Origin of the sequence: Bradyrhizobium sp. USDA 4532 (genome assembly GCF_024171315.1) — a bacterium.
GTDB classification, from domain to species: Bacteria; Pseudomonadota; Alphaproteobacteria; order Rhizobiales; family Xanthobacteraceae; genus Bradyrhizobium; species Bradyrhizobium australafricanum.
Window position 1 is genome coordinate 2,946,063 of record NZ_JALJZN010000001.1, and the last position, 14,158, is coordinate 2,960,220.

General features: G+C 65.5%; 8 protein-coding genes. 2 read left to right on the top strand and 6 right to left on the bottom strand.

The features are described from left to right. Nucleotides 1-123: 123 nt before the first annotated feature. On the top strand, nt 124-1,092 hold the full coding sequence (locus tag J2R76_RS14145; protein ID WP_076833103.1) for an amidohydrolase family protein: 969 nt from the start codon (nt 124-126) through the stop codon (nt 1,090-1,092). Here J2R76_RS14145 and J2R76_RS14150 read toward each other — a convergent pair. From J2R76_RS14150 to J2R76_RS14160, 3 genes are all read right to left on the bottom strand, one after another. After that, a complete protein-coding gene (locus tag J2R76_RS14150) occupies nt 1,085-4,219 on the bottom strand; it encodes an efflux RND transporter permease subunit (protein WP_076833100.1) in 3,135 nt (1,044 codons plus the stop codon). The genes J2R76_RS14145 and J2R76_RS14150 overlap by 8 nt on opposite strands. A 115-nt stretch (nt 4,220-4,334) precedes the next feature. Next, on the bottom strand, nt 4,335-5,582 hold the full coding sequence (locus J2R76_RS14155) for an efflux RND transporter periplasmic adaptor subunit (protein WP_057015665.1): 1,248 nt from the start codon (nt 5,580-5,582) through the stop codon (nt 4,335-4,337). 151 nt (nt 5,583-5,733) lie between these two features. Beyond that, nucleotides 5,734-7,140, bottom strand: coding sequence for a CoA transferase (locus J2R76_RS14160; protein WP_076833569.1), 1,407 nt, complete (start codon nt 7,138-7,140; stop codon nt 5,734-5,736). Between the two features lie 122 nt (nt 7,141-7,262). Here J2R76_RS14160 and J2R76_RS14165 point away from each other — a divergent pair, with 122 nt between their 5' ends. Further along, nucleotides 7,263-7,550, top strand: coding sequence for a hypothetical protein (locus J2R76_RS14165; protein ID WP_018270628.1), 288 nt, complete (start codon nt 7,263-7,265; stop codon nt 7,548-7,550). A gap of 593 nt (nt 7,551-8,143) precedes the next feature. Here J2R76_RS14165 and J2R76_RS14170 read toward each other — a convergent pair. The 3 genes from J2R76_RS14170 to J2R76_RS14180 are packed head-to-tail and all read right to left on the bottom strand — an operon-like array spanning nt 8,144 to nt 13,897. Next, nucleotides 8,144-11,581: an error-prone DNA polymerase gene (locus tag J2R76_RS14170; RefSeq protein WP_076833097.1), complete on the bottom strand. Its 3,438-nt coding sequence runs from the start codon at nt 11,579-11,581 to the stop codon at nt 8,144-8,146. Then, a complete protein-coding gene (locus J2R76_RS14175; protein ID WP_057015666.1) occupies nt 11,578-13,227 on the bottom strand; it encodes a DNA polymerase Y family protein in 1,650 nt (549 codons plus the stop codon). The genes J2R76_RS14170 and J2R76_RS14175 overlap by 4 nt, the downstream gene beginning before the upstream one ends. Then, nucleotides 13,118-13,897: an ImuA family protein gene (locus J2R76_RS14180; protein WP_143271174.1), complete on the bottom strand. Its 780-nt coding sequence runs from the start codon at nt 13,895-13,897 to the stop codon at nt 13,118-13,120. Before J2R76_RS14180 ends, J2R76_RS14175 begins: the two co-directional genes overlap by 110 nt. Nucleotides 13,898-14,158: the final 261 nt, after the last annotated feature.

Genomic DNA, 14,158 nt, shown 5'->3' on the forward strand with positions numbered 1-14,158 from the left:
TCGCACCGCGAACGGGCCCTTCCCGCCCGCTCTCTCCGCCGATAACCTCCGCCCCCGCCGGCAACCCATAATGCCGGCGCGCGTATGACGCGCATAACAGCCGAGCACGCAGGGAGACGTCCAATGCTGACGCGACGCGATATGATGCTGGCTTCCATCGCAGCCGGAGTGACCATGACCAGCAGCAACGCATTTTCCAAGGCAGCGCAGCCATCGACCGCGGTGAATTTCGACATGCCCGCCGGGGCGTGCGACTGCCACACCCACATCCATGGCGACCCCGAGAAATTCCCGTTCTTCGCCGGCCGCGTCTACACGCCGGAACCGGCCTCGCCGGAGGAGATGAGCGCGCTGCACAAGGCGCTCCATGTCGAGCGCGTGGTGATCGTGACGCCGAGCGTCTATGGCCCCGACAATTCGTCGACCCTGTTCGGCATCACGGCCCGCGGGCCAACCGCACGCGGCGTCGCCGTGATCGACGACAAGACCAGCGAGAGCGATCTCGATGCCATGAACAAGGCCGGCTTCCGCGGCATCCGCCTCAACCTCGCGACCGGCGGCGTCAACGATCCCAATGTCGGCCGGCAGCGCTTCTCGGCCGCGATCGAGCGGATGAAGGCGCGCGGCTGGCATGTGCAGCTGTTCACCAGCCTCGCCATGATCTCCGCAATCAAGGACCTCGTCGCTACAGCGCCGGTGCCGGTCGTGTTCGACCATTTCGGCGGCGCCGAGGCCGCGCTCGGCACAGGCCAGCCGGGATTTGCCGACCTGCTCGCGCTGGTCAAGTCCGGCAAGGCCTATGTCAAGATTTCCGGCGCCTACCGCGCCTCCAAGCTTGCGCCCGATTATGCCGACGCCACGCCGCTGGCACAGGCACTGATCGCAGCCAATGCCGAGCGCATCGTCTGGGGCACCGACTGGCCGCACCCGGATTCGGTGACGCCGCAAGGCAAGAAGGTCACCGACGTGACGCCGCTGTTTCAGATCGACGACGGCCGCCTCCTCAACCAGCTTCCGGTCTGGGCGCCGGACGCCGCGGTCCGCAAGGCGATCCTGGTCGACAATCCGGCGCGGCTCTACGGCTTCACCTGAGGCCGTCCTTCGGCCGGCGCGAGAAGTAGGAGATCAAGACCGGCAGCGTGATCAGGATCACCAGCGGCGCCAGCATCATGCCGGTGACAACGACGATGGCGAGCGGCTTCTGCACCTGCGAGCCGATGCCTTCCGAAATCGCCGCCGGCAACAGGCCGACGCCCGCCACCACGCAGGTCATCAGCACCGGACGCAGCTGCAGCTCGCCGGTGCGGATCACCGCGCGCATCCGGTCGTAGCCCTCGTCGATCAGCTGGTTGAACTGCGACAGGATGATGATGCCGTCCATCACCGCGATGCCGAACAGCGCGATGAAGCCGATCGCCGCCGAGACGCTGAACGGAATCCCCGAGATCAGAAGCCCGAGCACACCGCCGAAGATCGCCATCGGGATCACGCTCATCGCGAGCATGGTGTCGACCATCGAGCCGAAATTGAAGAACAGCAGCACCGCGATCAGCGCGAGGCTGATCGGCACCACGATCGACAGCCGCCTGATCGCATCCTGCAGATTGCCGAACTCGCCGACCCACTCGACGCGCGATCCCGGCGGCAGCTGCACCTGCTCGTCGATCTTCTGCTGCGCCTCCCGGATCGCGCTGCCGAGGTCACGCTCGCGGACCGAGAACTTGATCGGCAAATAGCGCTCCTGCTGCTCGCGGTAGATATAGGCAGCGCCGGAGATCAGGTTGATCGAGGCCACTTCGGAGAGCGGGATCTGCGTGATGCCGCCGTTGGCGTTGGCCACCCCGATCCGCAAGTTCTGGATCGCCTCCGCGCTCTTGCGATATTCCGGCGCAAGGCGGACGATAATCGGAAAGTGCCGGTCGCTGCCGGGCTCATAGAGGTCGCCGGCGCTGTCGCCGCCGACCGCAACCCGGATCGTGGCGTTGATGTCGCCCGGCGACAGGCCATAGCGCGCGGCGCGCGCGCGATCGACGTCGATCTGGATGGTCGGCTGGCCGAGCGAGGTGAACACCGCAAGATCGGTGACGCCCTGCACCGTCGACAGCACCGACTTGATCTTGTTGGCGGTGTCGGTCAGCGCCTGCAGATCATTGCCGTAGAGCTTGATCGAGTTCTCGCCCTTCACGCCGGACACCGCTTCCGACACGTTGTCCTGCAGATACTGCGAGAAATTGAATTCGACGCCCGGGAATTTCTCCTGCAACTGCGCCAGCAATTGCGCGGTCAGCACGTCCTTGTCGTGAGTATTTGGCCATTCGCTGGCCGGCTTCAGCGGCGCGAAGAATTCGGCGTTGAACAGGCCGGCCGCATCGGTGCCGTCGTCGGGACGGCCGTGCTGCGACACCACCGATACCACCTCGGGACGGCTGCGGATCAGCTTCCGCATCTCGTTGACATAGGCATTGCCCTCCTGCAGCGAGATCGTCGGCGGCAGCGTGGCGCGGATCCACAGATTGCCCTCTTCCAGCTTGGGCAGGAATTCGAGGCCGAGGAAGCGCGCGAAGATGATGGTCATGACCACGAGGCCGGCCGCGCCGGCCATCACCAGCTTGCGGTTGGCGATCGCCCAGTTCAGCACCGGCAGGTAGATCGCGTCGAGCTTCTTGACGATCCAGGTCTCGGTCTCGTGGATATGCGCCGGCAGGATGATCGCGCTGAACGCCGGAGTGACCGTGAACGTCGCCAGCAGCCCGCCGGCCAGCGCGTAAGCATAGGTGCGCGCCATCGGGCCGAAGATGTTGCCCTCGACGCCGGACAGCGTGAACAGCGGCAGGAACGCCGCGATGATGATCGCCGCGGCAAAGAAGATCGAGCGCGACACATCGGCGGCCGCCGACAGGATCGCGTGGCTCTTCATCCCCATCACCGTGTCCTCGGAGATGTGGCTTCGCTCGTGTTCCGACAGCGCGGTGGTCTGCGACAGCCGGCGGAAGATCGCCTCCACCATGATCACGGTGGCATCGACGATCAGGCCGAAATCGATCGCGCCGACCGACAGCAGATTGGCGGATTCGCCGCGCAGCACCAGGATGATCACGGCGAAGAACAGCGCGAACGGGATCGTCGCACCGACGATCAGCGCGCTGCGGAGGTCGCCGAGGAATATCCACTGCAACAGCACGATCAGGAGGATGCCGACCACCATGTTGTGCAGCACGGTGTGGGTGGTGAGCTCGATCAGGTCCTTGCGGTCGTAGATCCGCTCGATCTTCACGCCGGGCGGCAGGATCGAGGAATGGTTGATGTCGTGGACCAGCTGCTCGACGCGGGTAATCGTCGGCGAGCTCTGCTCGCCGCGGCGCATCAGGACGATGCCCTGCACGATGTCGTCGTCATTGTCGAGGCCGGCGATGCCGAGCCGCGGCTTCTCGCCGATCGTGACATGGGCGATGTCGCGCACCAGCACCGGATTGCCGCCGGACTGCGAGACCATGGTGTTGGCGAGGTCGTCGATCGAGCGGATCAGGCCGACGCCGCGCACCACGGCCGATTGCGAGCCGATGTTCACGGTGTTGCCACCGACATTGATGTTTGCGTTGGACACCGCCTGCAGCACCTGCGGCAGCGTCAGTCCGTTGGCGACCAGCTTGTTGAAGTCGACCTGGATCTCGTAGGTCTTGGTCTTGCCGCCCCAGCCGGTGACGTCGATCACGCCGGGCACCGCGCGGAAGCGGCGCTGCAGCACCCAGTCCTGCAGCGTCTTGAGGTCGAGCACGCTGTAGTTAGGCGGTCCCTTCAGGCGGTAGCGGAAGATTTCGCCGATCGGGCTGAGCGGCGAGATGCCGGGCAGCACGTTGCCCGGCAGCGGCGCGAGCTGCGACAGGCGGTTGAGCACCTGTTGCAGCGCCTCGTCATAGGTGTAGTCGAAGGAGAACTGCAGCTTGACGTCGGAAAGGCCGTACAGCGAGATGGTACGGATGGTCTTGAGGTTCTTGATGCCGGCGACCTGGGTCTCGATCGGGATCGTGATGTAGCGTTCGATCTCCTCGGCCGAGAGGCCCGGGCTCTGCGTCACGATATCGACCATCGGCGGGGTCGGATCGGGATAGGCCTCGATGTTGAGCTGCTTGAACGCGAGCAGGCCGCCGATCAAGACGGCCACGAACATGGCCACCATCAAGTAGCGGCGATTGACGGCAAGGGCGACGAGGCGATCCATTCAGATCGGCGCTTTCAACTGGAAGGGAATTTTCTTGTTGAGCGTGATCTCCGCGCAAACGCGCTCTGCGTTTGTCGCGAGGGAAAACCGCTTCCCACTTTTCCGGATCATGCGCTTAGGTGCCTGATGCGGCGCGGTCGATGAAGAGGCTTCCCTTCGTCACGATCTGCTCGCCCGGCTTGAGGTTGCCGGCCACCTCGACGAGGTCGCCATTGATGAGGCCGGGCTTGATCTGACGCAGCTCGATGGTCTTGTCGTCGGCCCTCGCGACCCAGAGCCGAACCTGGTCGCCCTCGTAGATCAGCGCCTGCTTCGGCACGCCGACTGCCGGGTGATCGCCCTTCGAATACAGCGTCACATTGGCGAACATCTCGGGCTTCAGCCGCTTGTCGGCGTTGTCGATGGTGGCGCGAACCAGGAGCCGGCGCGAGGTCGCGTCGATCGCCGCGGCGACATAGTTGACCCGGGCGTTCAGCGTCTTGCCCGGCAGCGCCATCACGCTGAAGGTGAGGTCCTGGCCGACCGCGACATTGTCTGCGTCGGATTCGCGGACAAAGGCGATCAGCCAGACCGTCGACAGATCGCCGATCACGTAGACCGGGTCGCTGGCGCCGGTCGAGACATACTGGCCGGGACCGGCCTTGCGCTGGACCACGGTGCCGCCGATCGGCGCGAACACCGTCGTCTCCGGATTGAGGCGGCCCTTCTGCCGCAGCGTCGTGATGTCGTCGTCGCCGAAGCCGAGAATGTGCAGCTTGTTCTGCGCCGCTTCCAAAAGCGTCTGCGCCGAGCGCGCATCGTTCTGCGCTTGCACGAGCGCGGTCTGGGCCTGCTGATAATCCTTCAGCGGGATCGCCTTGCCCTCGGACAGATCCTTGGCGCGCTTCTCCTGGATTTGCGCCAGGTCGAGCGCCGACTGCGCCTTGTTGAGGCCGGTCATCGCCGCGATGTAGTCGTTCTGTGCCTGCACGGTGTCGGCCGCCTCGATCACGAACAGCGGCTGGCCCTTCACCACGGCATCGCCCGGCCGCACCATGAGGCGGGTGACGCGCCCGGTATAGGGCGAGTAGACCGGGGTGGAGCGGTCCTCATCGATGCCGATCTTGCCCTCGGTCACCAGCTCGGAGCGGAAGGTGTGCTCGCTCACGGTCTGGAAGGTCAGGCTGGCCCACTCGGCCGCCGACGGCGCATAGCGCGCGCCGCCCTTGCGGGACTGGCTGGAGACTTCCGAAGATGTCTGCTTTTCCGAGCCGAAACGCGTGTAGCCATAGGCACCCGCGCAGGCAACCGCCAGCAGCGCCGCGGCCACGACCAGGCGCGGGCGGCTAAAGCTCTGCATTCTCTTGGTAAACTCTTTCACCATGCGGTCCGCGGGGTCAATCGTTGCAGCATCCGGCGGGACGGCCCCAGCGGTGCGCTAATAGTGCTGAATTGGCGTCTCAAACAACCTAAAAATCGCCCTTCGGCGATGCCTGTCGTTAAAGTTTGCATAGCCTGAACGGCAGCTGAATGTCTCATCCGGGAAACTCCGGGGCAGGAAACTCCGGAGGGTGGCTGCCGAGCGGCATGGCCGGACGGGACCAATGGGCCGGGGTCCTGGACAGCACGGCGGCATGCCGGACCGAGCTCAGCGTGCCAAAGCCTGACCGCAGCCGTTCGATGAAGGGCTGCACCGCATCCGCCTTCAGGTCCTCGGTCGCAAGGCCTCCTTCGAGGCGGCCGAGATTCCACAGCCAGCGTCCGGTCTGCGCCAGCGATACCCGGACGTGCCAGCTGCCGCCTTCGCGGGCCTGGCGGGCCTTCGCCATCATGGCACCGAACGCCATGAAATATCCGGTGGCGTGGTCGAGCATCTGGGCCGGCAATTCCTTCGGCCCATCTGTGCCGGCCGCCTGTCCTTCGGCATGATTGAAGCCGGTCGTGGTCTGCACCAGCGAGTCGAAGCCGCGGCGCCCGGCCCACGGGCCGGCATGGCCGTAGGCCGACAGTGTCACATAGACGATCCCGGGATTGATCCGCGCCGCTTCCTCCGGCGAGAAGCCGAGCCGCGCGATCGCCTGCGGCCGATAGCCCTGCGAGAGAATATCGGCCTGCGCCAACAGCCCCTGCATCACACCCCGCCCCTCCTCGCTCCGCAGTTCGAGGAAGCTCGTGAGCTTGCCGCGGCCGGTGTCGATGGTGAGCCAGGGGATCGCCGGCAGATCGGGACCGGAGATCAGGAGTACGTCGGCGCCATGCGCCGCGAGCGTGCGGCCGGCGACGGGACCGGCGATTACGCGCGACAGATCGAGCACACGGATGCCGGCCAGCGGCCGGTTGCCCGCGGGCCACGGCTTCGGTGCGGCCTCGCCGATCTTCTCGATCGAGATCAGCGGCAGTTTTGCCAGTTCTTTGGCATGCGTCGTCGCCGACCACTCGTCGTGCGAGCGCATCAAGGCGACGACGCCGCCGGCGGCGTAGGCCGCGGTCTCGAACGCCTCGCCGTCCCATTGCAGCAGCGCGGCCTGGACCTCGTCACGCTCGGCGTTGCAGCCGAGCACCTTGCAGACGGCGTCGCGATGATGCGGGAAATTGGTGTGCAGGCGGACAAAGCGGTTGTCTTTGACACGATAGACGCCGGCGATCTTGTCCCAGGCCGGCGGCGGCGGCTTGTCGTCGACGCGCAAATAGCGCTCGCTGCGGCATTCGACGACGGCATGGCGGATGTCGACCGCGACGTCCTGCTGCTCGCCGCTGCGGGCCTTCCAGATCTCGGCCGCGGCGAGGCCGGCTGCTGCGATCGGCGCCTGCGCTGCGGCTGCGACCCGAAACGACGACGGCAGCTGCGGCTCGCTGCCGGTCAATGTGACCGCATCGAGCGCGGCCGGCGCGCCGCCGGCGCCGGTCCAGACATCGGAAAGGATTTCACGAATGTCCTGCATGCGCATACCCGTTTGCGATTATCCTATGCCCGAGCATGATGACAAAAAGGCGGTGCCCGATCCCAACAATCATTTCCGGCCCTGCTTATATCCAGCTCTGCCCGACCCACACAGGAGTTGCAATGGCTGCCATCGATCCTCTCACCGCCGGCGCTGTCTTCCTCGCGACCGCAGCGACCGACGCGGTCTATGTCATGTTCACCTCGGCGGTCGTGGCGCGCAAGCGCGTGCCGGCGGCGACCTGGAGCAGCGTCTGGTATGTGCTCTCCTCCTATGCGGTGATCAGCTACACCGAAAACTGGCTCTACGTCGCCTTCGCCGCCCTCGGCTCGTGGGTCGGCGCCTACGCATCGATCACCTTCCTGCACCGCCCGCCGGGCGGACCGCCGGTCGGCGCCGCGGTGGAGTAGCATGCAGCGGCTGAGGAAGTCATCCGCCATCGATGCGACGGTGAGACCCGCCCGACAGGGACCAGCTGTAAGCTACGTGTCAGCATTGGCGTGTAGGCTACACGTTCGCATTCGCGCGACATCAGTCGATGAACCGACTGGATGGACACTGGCGTTCACGCCGCTGGACTCAGACAACCCATACGCCGCAGCGCACGTTGTAGCGGGGCTCGCCGTTGCAAGAGTGCATAGCAATTTGCTTCGGTGGTCCCAGGCGTCGTCCCGGCGAAGGCAGGGACCCATACGCCGCAGCGGATGTTGTGGATGGCACTCGTCGTTCCAGCAGAGCGTAACCATTTGCAACGGTGGTTGTGGGTCCCGGCCTTCGCCGGGACGACGATGAGTGTGTGGCGCGGTATGTGAGTCATGCTTCCGCGTTCTCACGACATGTTTTGTCCGAGCTTTGCATCTCGTTCCGCCCTCTCTTTTGAACAGAGGGCGCAGGGAAAGCCGGGTGCCGATCGCACCCATGGGCCCCGAGCAATGGGTAGAAAGCTCGGGGGTAGGACCACAGGTGTCCTCAGGGTGACGGTGAGAGAGCCGTCGCACGCGGTTCAATGAAAATCGCGGGACGGCGGCAGGATGCGGACGTTGCGTGGGTGGCGGATCTTTTGCGGCGAGTTGTCGCCGTGATCGCGGCGGTCGTCGTTGAGCGGCTCGATCAGCGCGGGGCCCGCCGGCACCGGATGCTTGCGGCTCAAGGATTCGTTGGCGAGGCCGATCAGATCGTGGGAGCGATCGGTCATGCGCTGCGCCACCAGATGCGTCACGCCCTCCGGGCTGCTCTGGATATAGCCCTCGACCAGGATCAGGCGCGCGCCCATCACCTCCTTGCGGTACTGCTCCATCACCTTCGGCCACACCACGATGTTGGCGATGCCGGTCTCGTCCTCCAGTGTCATGAACACGACGCCCTTGGCGCTGCCCGGCCGCTGCCGCACCAGCACGACGCCGGCACAGCGGACGCGGCGGCGGTCGTTGCTCCTGTTGATGGTGTGACAGGCGACGACGCGCTCCTTCGTAAAGGTGTCGCGCAAAAACTCCATCGGATGGCCCTTCAGCGACAGGCGGATGGTCTGATAGTCGGCGACCACCTGCTCCGGACGCGGCATCTCCGGCAGCGGCTTGGCGCCCTCATCCGGCTGCTCGCGTGCGGTGGCGGCCTCAAACAACGGCAGCGGCACGTCGTCGGGCAGCCGGCGCACCGCCCACAGCGCCTCGCGGCGGTCGAGCCCGAGCGAGCGGAACGCATCGGCGTCGGCGAGCAGGATCAGCGCGCGCTTGGGCAGGCCGGTGTCGCGCGCGAAGTCTTCCAGCGAGGTGAACGGCCGGCGGTTGCGCGCGGCAACGATGCGGTCGGCCCAGTCTGTCTCAACACCGTCATTCCGGGGATCGCGAAGCGAGAACCCGGAATCTCGAGATTCCGGGTCTGGTGCTAGCGCACCATCCCGGAATGACAGTTGAAGCTGTTTCAGCCTCTCCTCGTCCTCATCCAGCCAGTGAAATCCGTCGATCTGGCGAAAGCCGAGCCGCACCGCGCAATGATCGCCGACCTTCTCCTCGAGCGTGTTCTGCGCAAAGCTATGGGAGACATCGACTTCGCGCACCGTGACGCCGTTCTTGCGGACGTCGCCGACGATCTGGGCCGGGGCATAGAAGCCCATCGGCTGCGAGTTGAGCAGGCCGCAGCAGAACGCATCCGGATGATGGTGCTTCAGCCATGAGGAGATGTAGACGAGTTGGGCAAAGCTCGCGGCATGGCTTTCCGGGAAGCCGTAACTGCCAAAGCCCTTGATCTGGTCGAAGCAGCTGCGGGCGAAATCCGGATCGTAGCCGCGCGCCACCATGTTGCCGACCAGCTTCTCCTCGTAGCTGCCGATGGTGCCGAGATTGCGGAAGGTCGCCATCGAGCGGCGCAGGCCATTGGCTTCCTCAGAGGTGAAATGGGCCGCCTCGATCGCGATCCGCATCGCCTGCTCCTGGAACAGCGGCACGCCGAGCGTCTTGTGCAGCACGTTGTAGAGTTCGTCCTTGTCGCCCTGGTCGGGCGCTGGCGATGGATAGCTGACCTTTTCCTGGCCGTTCCGCCGGCGCAGATAAGGATGCACCATGTCGCCCTGGATCGGCCCCGGGCGCACGATCGCGACCTCGATGACGAGATCGTAGAAGGTACGCGGCTTCAGCCGCGGCAGCATGTTCATTTGCGCCCGGCTCTCGACCTGGAACACGCCGAGCGATTCACCGCGGCACAGCATGTCGTAAACTTTCTTGTCGTCCTGCGGGACCGAAGCTAGCTCCCAGTGCTCGCCCTTGTGGTCGGCGATCAGGTCAAAACATTTGCGGATGCAGGTCAGCATGCCCAGCGCCAGCACGTCGACCTTCATCATGCTAAGGGCGTCGACGTCGTCCTTATCCCATTCGATGAAAGTGCGGTCGTCCATCGCGGCGTTGCCGATCGGCACATAGGTGTCGAGCCGGTCCTGGGTCAGTACATAGCCACCGACATGCTGCGAGAGATGACGCGGAAACTCGATCAGCTCGGTGGCGAGCTCGACCGCGAGGTTGATCATCGCATTTTTGGGATCGAGCCCGGCCTGTCGCACCTGCATGTCGTTGAGGCCCTTGCCCCAGCTGCCCCACACGGTGTCGGCGAGCGCCGCGGTGACGTCCTCGGTCAGCCCGAGCGCCTTGCCGACGTCACGGATCGCGCTGCGCGGGCGATAATGGATCACGGTGGCGATGATCGCGGCGCGGTGGCGGCCGTAGCGGCGGTAGACATATTGCATCACCTCCTCGCGCCGCGAATGCTCGAAATCGACGTCGATGTCGGGCGGCTCCAGCCGCTCCTTGGAGATGAAGCGCTCGAACAACAGATCGACCTTGGTCGGATCGACCGAGGTGACGCCAAGCACGAAGCAGACCGCGGAATTGGCTGCCGAGCCGCGTCCCTGGCACAGGATGTTCTGGCTGCGCGCATAGTGCACGATGTCGTGCACGGTGAGGAAGTAATGCGCGTATTTCAGCTCGGCGATCAGCGCGAGCTCCTTGTTCAGGGTGGTGCGAAGCTTTTCGTCGATCTCGCCGCCGAAATATTTGTCGACACCGGCCCAGGTCAAATCTTCCAGATGCTGCTGCGCGGTCTTGCCCGGCGGCACCGGCTCGTCGGGATACTGATATTTGAGCTGGTCGAGCGAGAAAGAGATGCGTGCAGCAAAGCGCATGGTTTCCGCGATCGCGTCCGGCAGATCGCGAAACAGCCTGATCATTTCATGCGCCGGCTTGAGATGCCGCTCGGCATTGGCCTCGAGCCTGCGGCCGACCGCCTCGATCGTGGTCTTTTCGCGGATGCAGGTCAGCACGTCCTGCAGCGGGCGGCGCGCCGGATGGTGATAGAGCACCTCGTTGGTGGCGATGAGCGGCACACCGGCGTCGGTGGCGAGGCCATGCAGCCGCGCGAGGCGGCGCCTGTCGTCGCCGCGATAGAGCAGGCTTGCGGCGAGCCAGACGCCGTCGGCGGCGCTTGCCTTCAGCTTTGCAAGCAGATCGAGCGTGCCTGCCTCCTCAAAGCGATGCGGCAGCGCCAGCACCAGGAGCTGCCCCTCGACGAAGTCGAGGAGGTCGGCGAGCTTCAGATGGCACTCGCCTTTCTCGATCCGCACGATGTCGTCGCCGCGCTTGCCGCGGGTCAGGAGCTGGCACAGCCGGCCATAGGCGGCGCGATCGCGCGGATAGACCAGGATGTCGGGCGTAGAGTCGATGAAGACGATGCGGGCGCCGATCAAAAGCTTTGGCGGATGGGCAACCTTCTCGCTGTCGAGCTCCTTCCAGGCGCGCACCACGCCGGCCAGCGTGTTGTGATCGGCGAGCCCGATCACGGGAATCCCGAGTTCGCTCGCCTGATGCACATAGGCGCGCGGATCGGAACCGCCGCGCAGGAAGGAGAAATTGCTGGTGATGCCGATCTCGGCATAATCAGGTGGAGGTGCGCTCATGCGAACAGCCCATGCACATACCAGTTGGCCGGAACGGGCTTGCCCTCCTCGTCGCGCAGCTCGCTCTCGTAGAGACCGTCGCGAAAGATCCAGAAGCGCTGGCCTTCGGCATCCTCGACGCGGAAATAATCGCGCGTCAGCGACGCGCCGTCCTGCTTCCACCATTCCATCGCGATGCGCTCGGGGCCCTCGACCCGCACCACCTCGTGCTGCGCGCGCCGCCAGGTGAATTGATGCGGCGGACCGTCGGGCACGGTCGCGAACGGCACCTTGATCGGTTCGGGCTGCTCGAATAGCCGCAAGGGACGCAGCGGTGGTTCGCTCGCAACGTGCTCCGGCCAGGCGGCGGCGCTGGCCGCGGCCAGATGATGCTGCGCCGGCAGCGCGAGCGCCGATCGTTCGGGGATGTGGCTCTCCAGCGGCAGATGCACGACGACGCGTTTTCCGCCGATGCGGGCGGCGATGCGGTCGATCAGCGCCGAGAGCTCGTCATTGTCGTGTATGGTGGCGTCGAGATCGCGCTGCTGCTGTACCACGATCTCGGTACGCCCTGCGGCGAGGCGAATGAGATCGAAGCCGAAGCCGGGATCGAGCGGATCATTCAGCGCATCGAGCCGCTCGCGGAACAGGCGATCGATCATCTCGGGCCGCGTCACCGGACGCCCGGTCTCGACCATGATCGCGCGCACCGCACCGTCAGTGCGGAAGAAGCTCGCTTCCAGCTGCCGCGCACCTTTGCCCTGCTTGTCCATCGCCGCAACCAGCATCTTGGCAAGGCTTGAGAGCGTCAGCGCGATCACGGTGTCGGTCGCGATCGGCTCGGGGAAACGCTTCTCGACGATGTAATCGGGCAGCGGCTTGCGCGGGCTGATCGGGGCATCGCCCTGCCCGAGCGCGTGGCTGAGCAAGGTGGTGAAGGCCGCACCGAACCGCGCCGAGATTTCATGCGGCGCGCGCGAGGCGACATCGCCGATGGTCTTCAAGCCGGCGCGGCGCAGGCCGGTGGTGACAGCGGCATCGGCACCGAGCGCCGACACCGGCAGCGGGCCGACCGCCGCCGCTTCCTCGCTATCGGGGACAATCTTGCCCGAGGCGGTGCGCGTCAGCGTACGCGCCGCGATCGAGGTGCCGGCAATCGCCGCGCTGACGGCAAAGCCTCGCCGGCTCAGCGCCCCCGTCACGGTCTGCAGCAGCGCGCGCTCGCCGCCGAACAGATGCGCGCAGCCGGTGATGTCGAGAAACAGACCGTAAGGCAAATCGAGCGCGACCAGCGGCGTGAAGCGATCGCACCAGTCGGCGATGTCGTTCAGCGTCTTCAGATCGGCGGCGGGATCGGCATCATAGACCGTGAGCTCCGGACAGATCGCCCGCGCATTGGCGAGCGGCAGCCCGATCGACAGCCCGGCGCGCACCGCGGCCTCGTCGATCGCGTGCAGCAGGATGGCGTTGTGGTCTTTTGCGACGACGACGCTGGGGAGTTCTGCTTTCTTCGCCTCTCCCGCTTGCGGGAGAGGGAGCCCTGCCACCTCCCGTGCATCAGCTTGCGAGGCGATGTCCTGCGCGAGCTTGCGCTTGATGCGGTCGATGGGCAGGCGTGGCAGCCACAGGCTGAGGATACGCCGACGGTTCACTGAATTGGCACTCATCACATTTCCATTCCATGATCCATCGCCCGACCGGGCCATGACGATTGCGCACGAGTTCGGCCTCGAAGGACGGCGCGCCCCACACGCTCGCGGCATTGCCCGGCGGCGAATGCGCCGCGCGCACGATCCAGCGCGTCTCCGCGGTCGAGGGGATCGGGGTTGCCGCGATCCGCAGCACCAGCGCGGTGACGCCGGAGGCCTGCGCGGCCAGGGTCAATTTGCGGCTGGCGACGAGATCGAGCTGGCGCGCCTGGCCCCAGACCTCGAGCACGACCGCGCCGAGCGCATCGCAGGCGAGCGCGTCGGCCGCGGCGCGCAGGCCGCTATCGACATCGGCAGCGCGCACCGTGACCAAGAGGCGCGGATCGAGGCCGAGCTCGGCAAGCCCGCGCATCGATAGCGCGCCGTTTTCGCGATCGGAAAAATCCTGCCGCACCCAGACCAGCGGCTTGCGTGCCGACAGCCGTCCGGCGAGCCCCGCAATGAAGCCGGTCGCCGCGCCGCCTTGATGGCCGGCCGCGAACACCTCGTGCAATGCCGCCGGCGCAAGCCCGCCGCGCAGCATCGCATCCGCGCCGGCGTGTCCGAGCGCGACGCGGTTCGGCATCGCCGCATCCGATGGCGCCTCGATGCGCGCGATGCTGCCGCGCAGAGACGCAAGCGTACCCATGCGTGCGGCGGCGCATGATCCGCCAAAGTGTGAGCGGTTTGGCGACAAGATCATGCGCCTTTCTTAAAAAAGAGGAGCGCGATCGGACGCAAAACCGGCGACCACTTTTGCTGATCGCGCTCCGGCATATGCGCCGCTCCTTCCAACCAAAATTTGAGGCCGTCACTGGTCTGAACAGAGAACCAGGGACTGGCTCATTTGTTCATGATATGTTCTAATATAAAGCTAACAGGGCCCGCGGAGTCAATCGGATTGGTGAAC

Coding starts and splice junctions, on each gene's coding strand:
- J2R76_RS14175 (WP_057015666.1), bottom strand. CDS start 13,227: ATGAGTGCCAATTCAGTGAACCGTCGGCGTATCCTCAGCCTGTGGCTG.
- J2R76_RS14165 (WP_018270628.1), top strand. CDS start 7,263: ATGGCTGCCATCGATCCTCTCACCGCCGGCGCTGTCTTCCTCGCGACC.
- J2R76_RS14180 (WP_143271174.1), bottom strand. CDS start 13,897: ATGGGTACGCTTGCGTCTCTGCGCGGCAGCATCGCGCGCATCGAGGCG.
- J2R76_RS14155 (WP_057015665.1), bottom strand. CDS start 5,582: ATGGTGAAAGAGTTTACCAAGAGAATGCAGAGCTTTAGCCGCCCGCGC.
- J2R76_RS14145 (WP_076833103.1), top strand. CDS start 124: ATGCTGACGCGACGCGATATGATGCTGGCTTCCATCGCAGCCGGAGTG.
- J2R76_RS14170 (WP_076833097.1), bottom strand. CDS start 11,581: ATGAGCGCACCTCCACCTGATTATGCCGAGATCGGCATCACCAGCAAT.
- J2R76_RS14160 (WP_076833569.1), bottom strand. CDS start 7,140: ATGCAGGACATTCGTGAAATCCTTTCCGATGTCTGGACCGGCGCCGGC.
- J2R76_RS14150 (WP_076833100.1), bottom strand. CDS start 4,219: ATGGATCGCCTCGTCGCCCTTGCCGTCAATCGCCGCTACTTGATGGTG.